Annotated in this window: 19 protein-coding genes; 2 read left to right on the top strand and 17 right to left on the bottom strand. The window is 55.6% G+C overall.

The window, feature by feature from the left end; genetic code table 11:
* Positions 1-3: 3 nt before the first annotated feature.
* The 17 genes from J4614_RS20020 to J4614_RS19940 all read right to left on the bottom strand — a co-directional run bounded on the left by J4614_RS20020 (position 4) and on the right by J4614_RS19940 (position 11,960).
* Complete coding sequence (locus J4614_RS20020) at positions 4-597, bottom strand: phage tail protein (protein ID WP_000134369.1); 594 nt, start codon at positions 595-597, stop codon at positions 4-6.
* Complete coding sequence (locus J4614_RS20015; protein ID WP_023198658.1) at positions 590-1,774, bottom strand: baseplate J/gp47 family protein; 1,185 nt, start codon at positions 1,772-1,774, stop codon at positions 590-592. The genes J4614_RS20020 and J4614_RS20015 overlap by 8 nt, the downstream gene beginning before the upstream one ends.
* On the bottom strand, positions 1,767-2,102 hold the full coding sequence (locus J4614_RS20010) for a DUF2590 family protein (protein WP_000102748.1): 336 nt from the start codon (positions 2,100-2,102) through the stop codon (positions 1,767-1,769). Before J4614_RS20010 ends, J4614_RS20015 begins: the two co-directional genes overlap by 8 nt.
* Complete coding sequence (locus J4614_RS20005) at positions 2,099-4,213, bottom strand: phage tail tape measure protein (protein ID WP_023198659.1); 2,115 nt, start codon at positions 4,211-4,213, stop codon at positions 2,099-2,101. The genes J4614_RS20010 and J4614_RS20005 overlap by 4 nt, the downstream gene beginning before the upstream one ends.
* Position 4,214: 1 nt before the next feature.
* Complete coding sequence (locus J4614_RS20000) at positions 4,215-4,394, bottom strand: hypothetical protein (protein WP_023198660.1); 180 nt, start codon at positions 4,392-4,394, stop codon at positions 4,215-4,217.
* An 8-nt stretch (positions 4,395-4,402) separates the two neighbouring features.
* Positions 4,403-4,672 carry a putative phage tail assembly chaperone gene (locus J4614_RS19995; protein ID WP_000042652.1) on the bottom strand — a complete coding sequence of 90 codons (270 nt, stop codon included), beginning with the start codon at positions 4,670-4,672 and terminating at the stop codon, positions 4,403-4,405.
* A 102-nt stretch (positions 4,673-4,774) separates the two neighbouring features.
* Positions 4,775-5,158 (bottom strand): hypothetical protein, encoded by a 384-nt coding sequence (locus J4614_RS19990; protein ID WP_023198661.1) that lies wholly within the window; start codon positions 5,156-5,158, stop codon positions 4,775-4,777.
* Positions 5,158-5,496 (bottom strand): M15 family metallopeptidase, encoded by a 339-nt coding sequence (locus J4614_RS19985; protein WP_023198662.1) that lies wholly within the window; start codon positions 5,494-5,496, stop codon positions 5,158-5,160. Before J4614_RS19985 ends, J4614_RS19990 begins: the two co-directional genes overlap by 1 nt.
* A complete protein-coding gene (locus tag J4614_RS19980; RefSeq protein ID WP_023198663.1) occupies positions 5,483-5,794 on the bottom strand; it encodes a phage holin in 312 nt (103 codons plus the stop codon). Before J4614_RS19980 ends, J4614_RS19985 begins: the two co-directional genes overlap by 14 nt.
* 4 nt (positions 5,795-5,798) lie before the next feature.
* A complete protein-coding gene (locus J4614_RS19975; protein WP_000140062.1) occupies positions 5,799-6,254 on the bottom strand; it encodes a phage protein in 456 nt (151 codons plus the stop codon).
* 3 nt (positions 6,255-6,257) lie between these two features.
* Positions 6,258-7,400, bottom strand: a complete 1,143-nt coding sequence (locus J4614_RS19970; RefSeq protein ID WP_023198664.1) for a DUF2586 domain-containing protein — start codon at positions 7,398-7,400, stop codon at positions 6,258-6,260.
* Between the two features lie 2 nt (positions 7,401-7,402).
* Positions 7,403-8,059, bottom strand: coding sequence for a phage protein (locus J4614_RS19965; RefSeq protein ID WP_047020810.1), 657 nt, complete (start codon positions 8,057-8,059; stop codon positions 7,403-7,405).
* A gap of 35 nt (positions 8,060-8,094) precedes the next feature.
* Positions 8,095-8,571 carry a phage tail protein gene (locus J4614_RS19960; RefSeq protein WP_000080428.1) on the bottom strand — a complete coding sequence of 159 codons (477 nt, stop codon included), beginning with the start codon at positions 8,569-8,571 and terminating at the stop codon, positions 8,095-8,097.
* Positions 8,568-9,041, bottom strand: coding sequence for a head completion/stabilization protein (locus tag J4614_RS19955; RefSeq protein WP_023198666.1), 474 nt, complete (start codon positions 9,039-9,041; stop codon positions 8,568-8,570). The genes J4614_RS19960 and J4614_RS19955 overlap by 4 nt, the downstream gene beginning before the upstream one ends.
* 102 nt (positions 9,042-9,143) lie before the next feature.
* Positions 9,144-9,845, bottom strand: a complete 702-nt coding sequence (gene gpM / locus J4614_RS19950) for a phage terminase small subunit (RefSeq protein WP_023198667.1) — start codon at positions 9,843-9,845, stop codon at positions 9,144-9,146.
* A gap of 2 nt (positions 9,846-9,847) precedes the next feature.
* On the bottom strand, positions 9,848-10,870 hold the full coding sequence (locus tag J4614_RS19945) for a phage major capsid protein, P2 family (RefSeq protein ID WP_023198668.1): 1,023 nt from the start codon (positions 10,868-10,870) through the stop codon (positions 9,848-9,850).
* A 28-nt stretch (positions 10,871-10,898) separates the two neighbouring features.
* Positions 10,899-11,960 carry a GPO family capsid scaffolding protein gene (locus tag J4614_RS19940; RefSeq protein ID WP_023198669.1) on the bottom strand — a complete coding sequence of 354 codons (1,062 nt, stop codon included), beginning with the start codon at positions 11,958-11,960 and terminating at the stop codon, positions 10,899-10,901.
* Between the two features lie 177 nt (positions 11,961-12,137).
* On the opposite strand from J4614_RS19940, the gene J4614_RS19935 reads away from it, so the two are divergent.
* Both J4614_RS19935 and J4614_RS19930 read left to right on the top strand, forming a co-directional pair.
* Positions 12,138-13,949, top strand: a complete 1,812-nt coding sequence (locus J4614_RS19935) for a terminase family protein (protein WP_023198670.1) — start codon at positions 12,138-12,140, stop codon at positions 13,947-13,949.
* Positions 13,946-15,007: a phage portal protein gene (locus J4614_RS19930; RefSeq protein ID WP_023198671.1), complete on the top strand. Its 1,062-nt coding sequence runs from the start codon at positions 13,946-13,948 to the stop codon at positions 15,005-15,007. The genes J4614_RS19935 and J4614_RS19930 overlap by 4 nt, the downstream gene beginning before the upstream one ends.
* The last annotated feature ends 31 nt before the right edge of the window (positions 15,008-15,038 follow it).

Raw genomic sequence — 15,038 nt, 5'->3', positions numbered from 1 at the left:
CCTCTACTTCAAACTTGCGCTGTATGTTGCTTCTGGCTGGTTATTCACATCACCCAGGGTGGCAGGCCAGCAAATATATTCCCCCTGATACCAGCCAATATTGATATTCAGCGGCAGGGCGGTGATCACTTCAAACTGGTAACGGCGGCATGTGCGCCCGTATTTGCGGATGATTTCCAGCAGGAGATCGCCATTTTCCGCAATCTGGCTGTTTGTCACCCGAACGACGATCACGTCCCAGTCGAGTCCGTCCTGTCGTTCCAGTAATTCAACGTAACCAATCCCCAGTCGCTCAAAAATGGCAATAAAGCCCGCCACCTCTCCAGCCTGCTGCGCATTGATAAATGCGTAATTCACCCGTTTGCGAAAGATGTCGAGCGGTTCCCCCTTAAACCGATCGATGTCGCGTTCCCAGGCAATCAGGTTTAACAGCGGTTCTGGGCAGACCAGCGGGTCAAACTGCTTTAACGGCCAGGTGATCCACCCGTACACCTGCGACCAGAACTTCACGCAGGCCCGCAGCAGCCTGGTGGGGTCGCCTTTGTTCAGCCACGACGGCAATTTCAGACCGGCAAGCAACTTTGAAAACTCAGTCATTTTCAATCTCCACCGTTAACCCTGACAGGCGCGGGACTGACAGTTCGCTGACAATATCCGTCAGTGAAAAATGCAGTGAATCGACAACCGGAAAAGCCTTGTGGATCTCGCGGCCCAGATTCGAAAAGGAATAGCGCGAATAGGGCTGCGTCTTTTTAACGTCGTAATTGGCGTTCTCTCGAAACGCGCAACGAATCAGGTCGGTAATACCGGTTTTTAACGCGCTCAGGTCTTCCGCCTCCATGTTTTCCACGCTTTTGACGTAGACCGTAACCGCCAGGGTGTGGCTGGTTTCCGGCATGGCATAACACTGCAGATCATCACCGTGTCCGTGGTGGCCCTGGGTATTCACATAGTCGTTAACCGCATCAATAAAGGGCTGTGATATTTCGCCGCTGTCCAGTAACAGGTAAGCATTTGCCGTACCCGGCCCACGCGGGGCATCGTGCAAAAAGTAAATGCGATCAACGCTCAGGCCCAGCACGCTGGCAATCATGCTGCGGTAGATAGCGTCAGAATGGTAATTGCCTACCAGATTAAACTGGTTGCGGGTGCGGTCGCGCAGCTCGTCGTCGCTTTCCTCGTTAGCCCCTGGCGTAATCAGCCATTCGTCCTCATTGACCGCACTGGCGATCCCAGCCACCGCAACGGGTAAGATCCGGTAATAGCCGGGCGCAAGGTTATAGCCGCTGCCGGTGCCGGTCGCCGTGACGGGAACCAGCCCGCTTTCAACCCCGGCTGGCAGCGTCACGTCTTCATTCACCGCCAGCACGTAAACCACGCCGTTAATACGCTCGGTTTGCACCTGGGTTCCGGCAGGCACGACGACCACATCCGCCGCGTTCAGCTTGTAGAATCGCAGCACGCCAGCGGCAGCGCTGGCCGGTTTAGGCACAATATGGACCGCCCAGGCCAGCAGGCGCAGCATGGGACCGGTGGCCGTCGCGACAAACATATTGCGCAGAACCACATCGATCAGCGCCGCCCGCAGCCATAACACCGGCGTGGTGACAATTTTCGAAATCAGCCGCCAGAAAGGTGACATTCTCGACGTATTTGTGACGAACCCTTCCGCCTGCACGGTGGCTTTAAACGCTGCCGTAATTTCGGCCTCTGTCGCGGGCATCCCGCTGTCATTCAGTACCTTTTCAAAATCAACGTCGGGTTTCTCAGTCATAGTTAACCTCTGTACTGACAGGGCCGAAATCGTAGGTTTCCGCCGTGATATACAACCGCGAAAGGGTTTCTTCGGTGATCACTATGGTGCCGGGGACCAGACGTTCGTCGCTTTCCACCAGTAAGGACAGTTGCGTCAGCACGTCACCGCGCATTGTCGGGCTGCGTTCACCGATCAGGCGGGTGGTGATACCGCTTTCCAGAATGCTGTGAATAATGTCCTGGGTGATGCTGTCGCGGTTATCGCAACGGCGCGGCTCGTTGCCGCTGTCCAGCGTGAAATCACCGTCAGTGATCAAAAGGTCGATGTATAACGGTTCGGTACTCATCCTGCGTTAAGCTCCTGCCATTCAGCCAGCTGGGCCGGGGTGATTCCATTGGGGGCGTTGATGTAGGTATCGCCCCACGATTTACGGTTATCCACGGCGGTTTTGCTGTCGGTTTTAACCTGACTCATCAGGCCGCCGCGTGGGATGTCTGCATTAATTCGGTTCCCCGTCAGCACGGACGGGCTGTTCAGCTTCGACGAACCTGCAGCACTGTCAGGAATGACCGCGTTTGCCGGAACGGCAGCCGCTGCCGGTGGCGAAACGGTTTTCAGGTCGATATTGACGCCGGGGATCTTGTTTAACTTCTCAACAATCCAGTTATAGGTAGACGCAAAGGTATTTTTGAGGACGTCAAAAAGTTTGCTGAATACCCCGCCGATGGTCTGTGCGAACCCTTCAAAGGTGGCGAGCGGGGAAAGACCAGCAAAGAAATCAACCACCACGGCCCAGCCGTCAGTGATGGATTGCCAGACCTGCGCAAACACCTGGCCCACCTGTTCAGCGACGGACATCACCCAGGCAAAAGCCGCCGTATCCATGATCGCTGCCGCCAGTTCTTCCCAGTGGGTGACGACATACCAGACCCCCACGGCCAGAAGCGCCAGTCCGGCAATAATCAGGGTGATCGGACTCATCAGGAATTGCATTGCAGCCCCGGCAAACATGGTCGCCGCACCGTAAACCCGCATGGCAATGGCCCCGGCCTTTAACGCGATATTCCATGCAGCAAGCGCGATGCGGCAGACACCCGTCCACAGCGCCAGTAATTTTGACTGGATCCACAATGCGGCCAGACCAATGCGGGTTGTCAGCAGGGACGGACGCAACAGGTTGAGCGTCCATAACAGGAGTTTCCATGCACCGCCCAGCACCTTAGTGATTGCGGCCAGCCCCGTCATGGTGAAGCCAAAGACCCCCATCACGATATTGACCGCCGCCCCGGCCAGCCCGAAGGACAGCACGCCCAGGGTGATGTAACCCAGCCAGCGGGCAATATTCGGGAACATATCAAGCCAGCGGGCAAATTTTGCCCCCACGTCGGCAATACGGTTCATCAGCGGCGACAGGATAGGGATCAGCGTGTTACCAATCGCCACGCGAATGGCAAAGAATGTCGCTTTGATACGCTCCCACGGCTCGGCCATTCGTTCGGCCATTTCCTGGGCGCGTTTCATCCCGTCATTTCGGCCCAGCTCGGTAATGCTGCGGTTTAATTTATCCTGCTGGCCGTAAAGCTTTTTGATAACGTCAGCACCGCCACCGAACGCGGCGTCCAGCGCCTGCTGTGCCTTGACGTTCCCTTCAATGCTCTGCCCGTATTTGCTCTGGAGTTTTTGCAGAATGTCACCCATCGGCAGCATTTTGCCGGTGGCATCGACAAAGCTCATACCCAGCTTTTCAGCGGCAGCCGGGGCGCTGCGTAAAAACTGCTCGTAGATCCCGCTGGCCTCAGTACCCAGCGTGCGCGAAAGCGTACCCAGGACGGCGAACTGTTCATCCAGGCTGACGCCAAAGTCAGCACCGGCGCTTTTCGTCCCCTCGATAAGCTCCTGCATGGTCTGCATTTTCACGCCGAAGTTTTGCACCATGTACGCCGTTTTTCCTGCCAGTTCTTCGGCAAAACGCACATGGCCCAGACTGGACAACTCCGCGTTGAAACGTGACGCCATTGCGCCGATGTATTCGCCCGCCTCTTCGCCGCTGGCCTTGACGCCTGCCGCCAGGGTATTGGCCGCGATGGTGACGCGGGGCAGGTCCATATCGGACAGGCCCGCCATTGCGCCTTTCATCGCGTAACTTGACCGGACCACATCAACGGCCCCTTTGCCGTAGCGCATACTGAATCGCATGGCTTCGCCGGACAGACGTTTCAGCGCATCCTCTGCCACGCCTTTGGAACCCACTTCTGCAAGTGCGGCGTTCATCTCATACGCCGGACCCACCACGCCCGCGATGGACTGTGCCACGCCCCAGACAGCCGCCGCACCGATCCCGATTTTTGTAAAAGACGCCTGCGATTTTTCAGCAAAGCCGGACAGCGAAGACTGGGCCGTCTTTAACGGCCGCGTCAGCTTGTCAATCAGGCTCAGGGTAAAATCCAGGTGGCTCATATCAGTTTCCGTTAAATGCGATGGCTATCCCTTCCGCCGTCTTGCTGGCGCGGGTCTGGGCGAAATACTCGTCCAGCCACAGGGCGCGGGCGATGCTTTCTTCGTCGTCGGCTTCGTGCGGGAGGTAGTAGCGGCGCAGGGCAAGGTATTGCTCCAGGGCATTTGTGCGAATGGCCGCCACCCGCGCCGTCAGTTTTTTACTTCGATCTCAAGTTTTGGGGAGTAAATCTCGTTAACCTTCTCGACGATCTGCATTTCGCAACCCGGATAATCTTCCATCAGCTTGTTAAGCGCCTCTTTACACTCGGCATCAACAATGCGGCCCAGATACGTCACCATAGGGGCAACCTTATTGGTCATGGTCATTTCGTTAAGCAGGTTGTTAAACGCGGTTTTATTCGGCTCAAAGCTCAGATTTACGCCCGCCACGGTCATGGCGATTTTTTTCGGTTTACTCATTGTGCTAATTCCTTACGTTGTCGAATGATGCCCACCAGGGCGTTATGTCGGGCGGCGCAGTCGGTATACATCTGCCGGTAGGCTGTCAGCGCCGCGTCAAAGTCATTTCCGGTCGGTCCGGCCAGACGTGGCAACGTGACCGGGCAAAGTGTCAGCTGGTTTTCCTGATAATTTTCGTTCGGCTTGATCTGCACTTTCGTTGAACAACCGGACGTAATCATCAGAAGCACAAACATTGCTAAAAACCGGTTTAATGGTTTCCGTGCGGATAACCCGTTCCGTGTGAATTTCATTGGCCCTCAGCTCCGCGAGTTTTGCTTCCAGCGCTTCACCAGACTGTTGCGTCACCTCAACAACAATCTGGCGCGTTTGTTCTGCCGCTTCACTGGCAGCGAGTTTCAGCTTTGCGTCGTGCCAGTCATGCGCCTGCCAGCCCGCTGACATTGCAGCGACCAGAATCAGCAAAAGACCCAGCAAATTGCGCATCAGCGAACCCCGTTATGCTCAAGACTGAAATGGTTCCCGTCCGGCTTACTGAAACGGCCCCCCCACGATCCGCCGATAGATTCCCAGTATTCGCCCAGGGGGCGATAGGCGGCGCTGTTGGTCTGGTACTCGCCATTAACAAACAGGTTAAAATCCACCGCCAGGCGCTGGGTATGCAGGCTGTTAGCAATGCCGCTCCCTTTTTTTGCGTTAAGCGCGGCCTGTTCTGGCGTGCGGTACGCTTCGCCAAACGTCAGGCGATAGCCCTTTTCTTCGGCAAAATGAATCAGGTTGGCGATCATCACCGTGAAAAGTTGCTGTTTTTCACTCAGTTTCATTGCGCTTGTTCCCCCATCGCTTGATATACATGTCCAGGCAGCGCTTTAACCCCGCCTCAATAAACGCGCTTCCCAGAATGCCCAGGGCGCAGGCCAGCCCAATGACGACCAGTTCCGGCATATCGGGGAATTTCAGCAGCGGGATTGCGGCCAGCGGTGCGACCGCAGATCCCAGAATCATCCGCCCGACCAGCAGGCGGGTTGTGATTCGCTCATTGCTGACCATCAGTTGCCCCAGGCCAATCACGGCCCCGATAAGCAACAGCTTTTCAAGTAGTGACGTTTCTCCGTTCATCATCGTGTCAGCCTTTCAAATCGCGAGTGTCGCGGGCTGACAGGTACGGCACGCCGTCAATCGCGACAAAGTCCGGGCTTGTCACCATGAATTTAATTTTCTTCGTGGTTTTGCTGGCCTCGTTGGGGTTGATGTTGACGATGTCGGACAGCGTCGGAACGCAGCCAAACACCTCGATTTTTTCTTCGTCGTCCCCGGCGTTGGCGTAGAACAAAAAGTCCTTTGCCGGAATGGCTCGCCAGGAACCTGCGGCGCGGGCCACGGCGGTAAACTTTTTAAAGTTCTGGGAATCGACTTCGACTTCCACATCCGCCGAAACGGATCCTTTCGTGTGCCCGTTCGGGATGCCACGCGACTGCGCAACCGCGCTGTTGTCCGTAATGGTGACGGTGGCGTTTTCGACGTGAATCATGATGCTGTCGTAGTTCACATCGAACGATCCGCCGCTGATACGTTCAGTCATTGATTAGCTCTCCAGTGAGGTGTCCAGTTCGATGCTGACGCTGATTTCTTTCGCGCTCTCATATGGTCGAACCACAAGGTAAATCTGTACCGCTTCGCTACTGGTCCAGGTGATGGTGATGTCACCGTCCTTTGGCGGCTTCACTTCGCCCGGAAATTCGACGCCATTGATCTGGGTTGAAATCGCCATTTCACGCAGCGGCTTGCCGAAATAGGTTTCATGCGCGGCGATGCTGCCCGGTGTGCTGTTCAGCGAACGATCGGCAATTTTAGGGATTGCACGCAAACGGACACGGCGGGAGGCTTTATCAACCACGCGCACGTTTTCAATCACCTGATAATCACCGCCTTCAACGTCCAGGGTGCGACCGTCAGCCCAGTAGATGCCGTCATAATCGTGATACCACATCGGCACGCTGTAGCGGTTCGCCTGCAAAGACTGCAACACGGCCAGATCAATTTCTGCGCCCGTCCCGTCCACCGGCAGGCCATCGCGCCCCAGCGCGGTGACTGCGCCGGTTGCAACGCGGGCGGGGCTGTCTGCCACCGTCACCGAACGGTTACACAGGCGACCGACCAGGACGCCGGGTTCGTTGCCCCACAGACGCGGGACCAGTTGCACCCCAGGTGATGCAATACCGTCCTGGAGTGTTGCCAGGCGCGTCACATAGTCGCTCCATGCTTCGTCCTTTTCCGGCCCGCCCACAGCAAGAGCAAACCAGATAAAACGCCCAAAACTGGCCTGTAAGGTGACGCGCATTTCCGTTGCGCGGTTAATGGTGGCTGCGTCGGCGGTATCAAATGCCAGGACAACCCCTTCCACGGATGCCACGCTCTGGGCCTGTTTGACCGCGTTCATCCAGTCTTCGTCTGGTTTGTAGCCCTCGGCGCCCTTGTCTGGCTCTGCCAGCACATGCACGTAAGCAAACCAGTTCTGACCGGCGTTATTGGCCGCTGCGGCTACCATATTTTTTAACGGGCTGTCTTTGTCGCCCAGGGCTTTATCCAGATCGCTGCCGGTATTCAGCGACTGGGTTTTCCCGATGTTAGTGTCGCCGTAACCCACAAAGAGGATGACGCGCTCGACGTCGTTCGTTGTGCCGTTGAAGCGGTTTTTCTGACTGACGTTGACATTCGGCCAGGTCATTTTTACCCCCTGATTTGCTGCGCGTTGACGTCCCAGCCGAAGCCGATTGCCTGCATTTGCCGCGCAATAATTTGGTTAAATTCGTCGTTGCTCACCCCCAGAAAAACGCGCCCAGGAATATCAATGGTCCATGTGCGTTTTGAGGGTGTGCCTTTCAGTTTTCGAATCAGTAATCCCGCCTGGGCCATGCTCATGGTTTCCATGATTTGCTTGCTGGACGGCTTAACCCAGCGCTTACCCTTGCGGGTTTTGTAGCCAAGCGCCCGCAGGCGCTTGGCCTGTCTCGGTAGCGCTGGCTTGTCAGCCTGCGGCTTGCGCGGGGCGTTACTGGCTTTCATCTGGATCCTTGCACCGTCCTGCTGGACCGCACCGACCAGACCCGCCGCAATGGGCTTCGTCCCGTTCCGGTAGTTCCCGCCCTTGAGGTAAATTCTTACCCCCTGAATCTCCGGCATTTCACGCACGGCCAGCAGTTTTGGCAGCCCTTTTAACATCTTCCCTTTGCCACGCTTGCGCGGCTCCCACGGCGTACCGTCCGGGGCCGCCTGCTGGCGCTGGTGACGTTTTGCCGCTGTGACAATGCCCAGCTTTGCAATACGCCATAAAAGGCGCTGGCGCTTACGCGGGGGAAGGTCAGCTTTTGCCAGCGTTTCCCGCATCTGCTTTAGCTGTTGTTGGTTCAGCTCCCCACGGATCACGACGCGTCACCACGCTGGACAATAAATTCCAGTTGCGACGCCTCCCAGATTTCGGGATTTACGATGTCCCATTTCTTACCCTTGAAGGGGATCGGCCCTTTTTCCACTTCACGCAGGACCAGCGGATCAACCAGCGGGACAACCACATCCAGAATGCATGACCCTTCGTCGTCGAACTCCGGATCCACGGTGGGATCGGCTAACTTCAGCTCGTCGCGCAGCTCGTTGGCGAACTCATCCACCCAGGCCAGCACCAGGGCATAAATCAGCCCCGGCGAATATTTGCGGTAGGGGAAGTCATCCCACGACAAACGGGCGGTGTAAGTCAGCACTCCGATCCGGCGCTGGTTGTTCCCCAGCGCTTTGGCGTTGCGTACCAGCTCGCAATCCTCCATTGAACTGGAAAACATCTGCATGGCATCAGGCGGCAGATTTGCCGTAATAAACGCCGTCAGGCTTTCAAGCTGGCTCATATCAAATGCACCCCAACGCGTGGTTGTCGCAGCATGTTTCGCATCACGTTGGCCGCCTCGGCCAGCAGGCTGGCGCGGGTGTCCTGGCTTTCCTGCCCCGGATGCGATTCACGCCGCCCGATGGTGGCGAACTCCCCCAGTAAATCGGCCTTTGCGCGGGCGTAGACCGCTTTTTTGTACTGGGCTGTTAACTGGGTTTCGTTGCCCATCTTTGCACCCGGTACATCTGCGGCCCGCTCGCAGGCTTTCGCGCTCCAATACGTCACCACGTCGGCCAGCGCGTCGTTTACCTCCGCAATGGCGGCCAGCAGGGCCACGCCTGCCGTTTCTGGCGGCAGGTCAGCGGGCAGCGTGCGCACCTTCTGAAACTCGGCCAGATCCAGATCGGGCCAGAACGCCACGCCGTTGGTGATCGCTGTTGGCGTCACCGTCACCGGCTTGCCGCTGATACTGAAACTTGGGCCACTCATTGGCGTACCTCGGTTTTGCAATAGAAACGGGCTAACGGGTTCCACGGCCAACAACCGCATGGTTGATGCCTCCCCCGCGCCCGTCCCGGCTGGCGGGAGTCGTTAAAGCTGGGTCAGGCCGTTAATCCGGGCGCGGATTTTTTCGCGCATGGTCTTAACTCCGGCGTTTTTGTTGTACGCCGCCGCCTGGGCCAGCAGGGCGTCGGCCTGCTCCAGCGTATTCACATCATCCACGGCAGTGGCACGCGGCTGGCCCTTCTCGTCGCGCAGCAGGTAAAGACCGGCGAACTTGAACCACTTCGCGTTAATGTCTTCGTGCAAACGCCACTTTTCGCGGATGTTTTCAAACGTGCGGCTGAAATAGGGTTCGATGCTGTGACCGGCTTCCGCCTGCATGATCGCCCACTCCAGCACCGTGTCGGCCACAAAGGCTGGCAGGTTGCTTTTGAAGTTTTCCGGCGTGGCCTGGTTCTCACTGATAGCCACGTCAGCCCAGTCCAGCGCCTTGCCCATTTCCCCCGTATCGAACAGCCAGATCACGCAGTAAACCAGGGCCGGATTGGCAAAGCGGGCATCACCGGCAAGATATGTCTCAACGGTCGGCATCCAGCGCGGCAAAAGGACATCGCGCTTCATGTCCATGCGTTCTGCACGCGTCAGACTACGAAGCCGTTCAACATCCTTTTTCAGCTCCAGCATTTGAATGTGAAAGCTGACCGGCGATGCCGTCAGGGCTTCGCACTTATCCAGTGCCTTTGCGGCTTTCACGCGTGCTCGGTGTCGCTGACACGGGGTCATAGCCATTTTTACGCGCCCCCTCCTGGTGCAACTTCGCCGGTCGCAAGGGTGATTTTGTCGAATGCCGCGTACAGCTCGTCATGCTCGACGCCGTAACCTTCCATGCGCAGATAGTTATTCTCGAAGCGCTTGCGGTCGTCGTTCCATTCCGCTTTACGCTTACGTGTCCCCTGCTGGGTGTAGATATGCAGGTTGTCCAGCGTGGTGACGATAAGGCGGCCCTCCGGCATAAACGGTGGGGTGTACACGGTACGGCCAGCAATCTGGCGGCCAATAAGCTGCGCGGCGACTTTCTCAGTCGGGCGATCAATCTTATTCATCATCGTGGTGGCGTCGTTGCCGATAAGGTCAGCGGAAGCCAGCACAACCAGGCGCGGGTCATTGCGGAATGGCTCATAAATGCAGGTGTGTACCAGGTCAGTGACTGCCGCATCCAGACCAATAAAGTCAGCACCCGACGCGCCGATAGTGACGGCATCAGAAATAATCTGTTCAGACGAACGGGCCTTAACGATTTGGTGCCAGCCGATGTTAACGTCTTCGCCGTTCGGGTTGGTTTCCGGGTCGGTGTCGTCTGCAACACTTGTACCGTTAAACGCCACGCGCAGCATATCCAGCGCGAATGACTCGTTGCTGAATGCCTGAATACGCTGGAAGAATTCCTCTTCACTGCCCGCGTTAGCCCAGACAACCAACAGGGAGTAAGGCAGATACGAACCGGAATCCGTTTCTACAAGCTTGTATTCATTCCCGGTAACACCCAGGGGGCGAGAGAAACGACCATCCTTTTTGCGCCCGGTATAAATACCCGGCTTACCAGTACTGACCACCTGGCCGGTGATCTGATCCACATCCAGCACGTTAGGCAGCAGGCGCAGGAACTCAGATTGTTGCAGCAGAGCATTGCGCAGCTGGGTTTCTTTCGGATTGGTCAGCGAGAAGTAGCGCGACGTGTCCACCTGGCCGTTAGCTTTTGCCAGGCCAGCAGTAAACTTACGCAGCATCTGCTCTGCTTTTGGGGTTAATTGCATAATCTCTTATTCCTGAAAAAGTTGGCGATTACATGAATTCAAACGGTTCTTTGCTTCCGCCTGGCGCACTGCCGGGGCGGCGCGTATTACCGTTTTCCATCGCTGACAACTTGGTCAGGACGGTAGTCAGCTGCGTGGCAAGGTTGTCCATCTGGTTGCCAGCTGGCTGGCGACGGGCGGAAAAGTCACGGCGACGGCTGGCGCGTGGGCGCTTCGCTGGCGTCACATTGAATGACTTCATGACTTTTGCCAGGTTGGCTTTGGCGGCGCTGAATTCTTCCGCTTTGACTTCGTCTTCCGGGTTTTCGATAACGTCCTGTGCCAGCTCGGCCACCTCGTCGGCAGCATCAGCGATCTGGGCGGCAACATCTGCCACCACATCGGCGGCCTGTTCTGGCGTATCAACCGTGTCAGCGTCACCCGCTGCGGCGTCTTTACCGCTTTTAAGCAGATCCAGCATTTGCTGAATGAGCGCTTTTAATTCTTCCATTTTTTCTCCGTCGCCCTCGGTGGGCTTATCAGTGTTTGGCTCTGGCGTTGGCGTAAAATCTTTACTGGCCGAAAATAAACGCGACCAGAAAGAATCTTTTTTATCTGGTTTACTTGTCTGTAATTTCCCTAAGCTGAATGTTTCCAGACTCCCGCGCTCGGCGTCTTTTTCTTCACCGGCTAAAACAAATTTAAGTTTTTCCGTTCCCAGACTTGCCGGAATATCCGTCACAGCAAGCCCAAAAAGATATTCACGACCACTACCTGCAAAATCAGTGACAAATTCTGCTGACGTAAATAACTTTTGCCCCTGCCGATTGGCTTCAATTAAAAATTGATTCGGAATTAACTGGGCATATAACTTCGTGACATCACCTTCCGTTTCCACTTTCAGCGCGTCCACTTCCCCCAGATTGCAGGTAAACTCACGCTCGCTGATATCGTATTGCGGGTGGTGCGGCCAAATCATGGCGGTATAGGTTTTGCGGGTGTAGGTTTCTGCCGCATCAATCAACCATTGCGGTTCAATGGTGCGACCGTCCACAGCCTGTCCAGATGTGGCAATACATAGCCAATCCGTGCGGTAATGAGATTGCGGCATAACTGACCTTTAATAATGAATTTAAATAACAATGATTCGTTTGTGGTGGTCAGTATTGCGAATTGATTAAAACAGCGCGACCGCTTTATTTCTTATGTATTCGGTTATAACTGGATAACCACTTTTTACCGATAATTAATTATCAATTCCGCAAAATAATCCCGCCATAATAGCCGCATGGCTAAATATTCCGATGAATTAAAAGAAGCGGCCCGCACGCTTTATATAAAAAGCTGGACGCCGAAAGATATTGCGCAGGAACTGAATATTCCACCGCGTACAATTTACCACTGGGCTGACGTCGGGAAGTGGGCATCACTGCTGCCTGTTGAATCGGTGGAAAATGTCATCGCCCGCCGTATCGACCAGCTCTCCCGCCGCGAGAAAAAAACAGCACTGGAACTGGAAGAACTGCGCGATCTGATTGCTCACCATGTGAAACTCATGGCGCAGCGCAACAAGCACGCCGAAAAGCTGGCAGAAATTCAGGCTCAGAAAGCGGCTTATGATGGTGAAGGGTACTGCCTCAGCAGCGCAGGCGGGGAACCAGGGGAAAGAAAGCGCCGGTATAAGAAAAACGACGTTTCCGGTATTACAGCGGAAATGCTCGACACCTGGGCGCGGGAACATCTCTTCGAGTACCAGCTGCACTGCCGCGAACATAAAGGCGAAGACTGGCGATTCATTCTGAAAAGCCGCCAGGTGGGTATGACCTATTATTTCGCCTGGGAAGCATTCGAAGACGCCGTCATTACCGGTGATAACCAGGTCTTTTTCTCTGCAAGCCGCTCCCAGTCGGAAATCTTCCGCGAATACATCGTCCAGATCGCCCAGAACCATTTCGGCGTGACGCTGACGGGTAAAAATATCCGCCTCAGTAACGGCGCAATACTGCGCTTTTTGTCCACGAACGCCAGCACCGCGCAGGGCTTTAACGGCCACCTGTATGGGGATGAGGTTTTCTGGATCCCGAAATTCACGCGCCTGCACGAAGTTGCCAGCGCAATGGCGACGCATAACAAATACCGGACGACCTACTTTTCGACGCCCAGCGCGAAAACGCACCAGGCTTACCCGGTCTGGACTGGCGAAGCCTGGCGCGGGGACGACCCGAAACGCAAAGGTGTGAAGTTCCCGAACGAAAGCGAAATGCGCCAGGGCATTCTTTGCCCGGACCAGATCTGGCGCTACATCATCACGATGGAAGACGCTATCGAAGGCGGCCTCGGGGCGCTTGTCGATATTGAACGGTTGCGCAACAAATACAGCCCGACCGCGTTCGCCATGCTCTACATGTGCCAGTTTGTTGACAGTAAAGACGCGGTTTTCAAGTTCTCCGCGCTTGTTGGCTGTGAAGTGGACTGGGCCACATGGGGCGACTTTGATCTGACCGCTGCGCGGCCCTTCGGCAATCGCGAAGTATGGGCAGGTTTTGACCCGTCGCGCTCCGGCGACAACTCAACATTTGTGTTAATCGCGCCCCCTGTAGAGGACGGCGAGCGCTTCCGCGTGCTGGCCGTCTGGCAATGGCAGGGTTTTAACTTCAGCTGGCAGGCCGACCAGATAAAGCAGCTTATGCGCCGCTTTAACATCACTTACATCGGGATCGATACAACCGGCATAGGTAAAGGCGTTTATGACCTTGTCAGCAAATTTGCGCCACGCGAAGCCACACCAATTCTTTACAGCGTCGAAAGCAAAAACCGCCTGGTGATGAAGATGATCGATGTTGTCGAGCGTAAGCGCATCGAATGGGCAAAAGACGCCGTAGACGAAACGAACAAAGAGCGCGTCGAAATTCCGGCCAGCTTTATGGCTATCCGGCGCACGACAACCAACAGCGGCAACGCGCTGACGTTTGTTGCCGAACGTTCAGACGCGACCGGCCATGCAGATGTTTTCTTCGCTATCTCGCACGCCGTAATTAACGAACCTATCGATCACGAATATGACCGCCCATCGGGCTGGTACTTTGGGAAAGCAGCATGACAAAGAAACAGCGTAATAATAAAAAATTCAGGTCCATGACCGGCAGCAAGGTTGAAACCTTCACGCCAGGGCGCGGAAGCGTGATCACCTTTGGCGAACCAGAACCCATCCTGACGACCGGCACTGATTATCACAATATCTGGTATGACAATGAGTATGACCACTGGCGACTCCCGATTGATCGCCTGGCGCTGGCCCAGTTGCCGAACCTTAACGGCCAGCACGGCGGGGTACTGTATGCGCGGCGCAATATGGTGGCCGGTGGCTATATCGGCGGCGGCCTGACGCCTGACCAGGTCGAACAGGCTGTCTTTGATTACCTGCTGTTTGGTGACGTCGCAATCCTGAAAATTCGTAACGTATTCGGGGAAGTGATCGACCTGCTGCCGTTGCCGTCGCTGTATTTGCGTTGCCGGAAAGACGGCTCGTTTGCTGTTCTGCAGGAAGGGCCCGCGCTTATTTATGACCCGGAAGACATCGTCTTCTTTAAAATGTATGACCCGCGCCAACAGGTGTATGGCCTGCCTGACTATATCGGCGGCATCCATTCGGTGTTACTCAACAGTGAGGCAACCATCTTCCGGCGTCGTTACTACAACAACGGGGCGCACATGGGCTTTATTCTCTATACCAGCGATCCCAACCTCACGCTGGAAATGGAAAACGAAATCAAAGAGAAGATCGCCCAGTCCAAAGGGCTGGGTAACTTCCGAAATATGTTTATCAACATCCCGAAGGGCGACCCGGAAGGGGTTAAAATCATGCCAGTGGGCGAAGTCAGCGCAAAGGATGAATTTGCCAACATCAAAGGGATCACCGCGCAGGATATCTTTACCGCTCACCGCTTCCCTGCAGGTCTGGCAGGTATTATCCCGACCAACGGCGCGATAATGGGTAATCCTGAAACGGCCCGCGCAACCTATCGCAAGGATGAAGTTATCCCGTTACAGCGCAAACTAATGAACGGCGTCAACAATGACCCGGAGATCCCGCCACATTTGCACCTAGTTTTTGACGTGGATATCCCAGCAATTACCGCCGAAAAGGGCGAAAAATGAGCGCCGATAAGTTAAAATCATCCCCATTGTT

The organism is Salmonella sp. 32031103-2018-00083-FB-01-SM-01, from assembly GCF_017571995.1.
Taxonomy (GTDB): domain Bacteria; phylum Pseudomonadota; class Gammaproteobacteria; order Enterobacterales; family Enterobacteriaceae; genus Salmonella; species Salmonella enterica.
The sequence above is the reverse complement of the archived record's forward strand: the minus strand, read 5'-3'. Positions and strand labels throughout refer to the sequence as shown.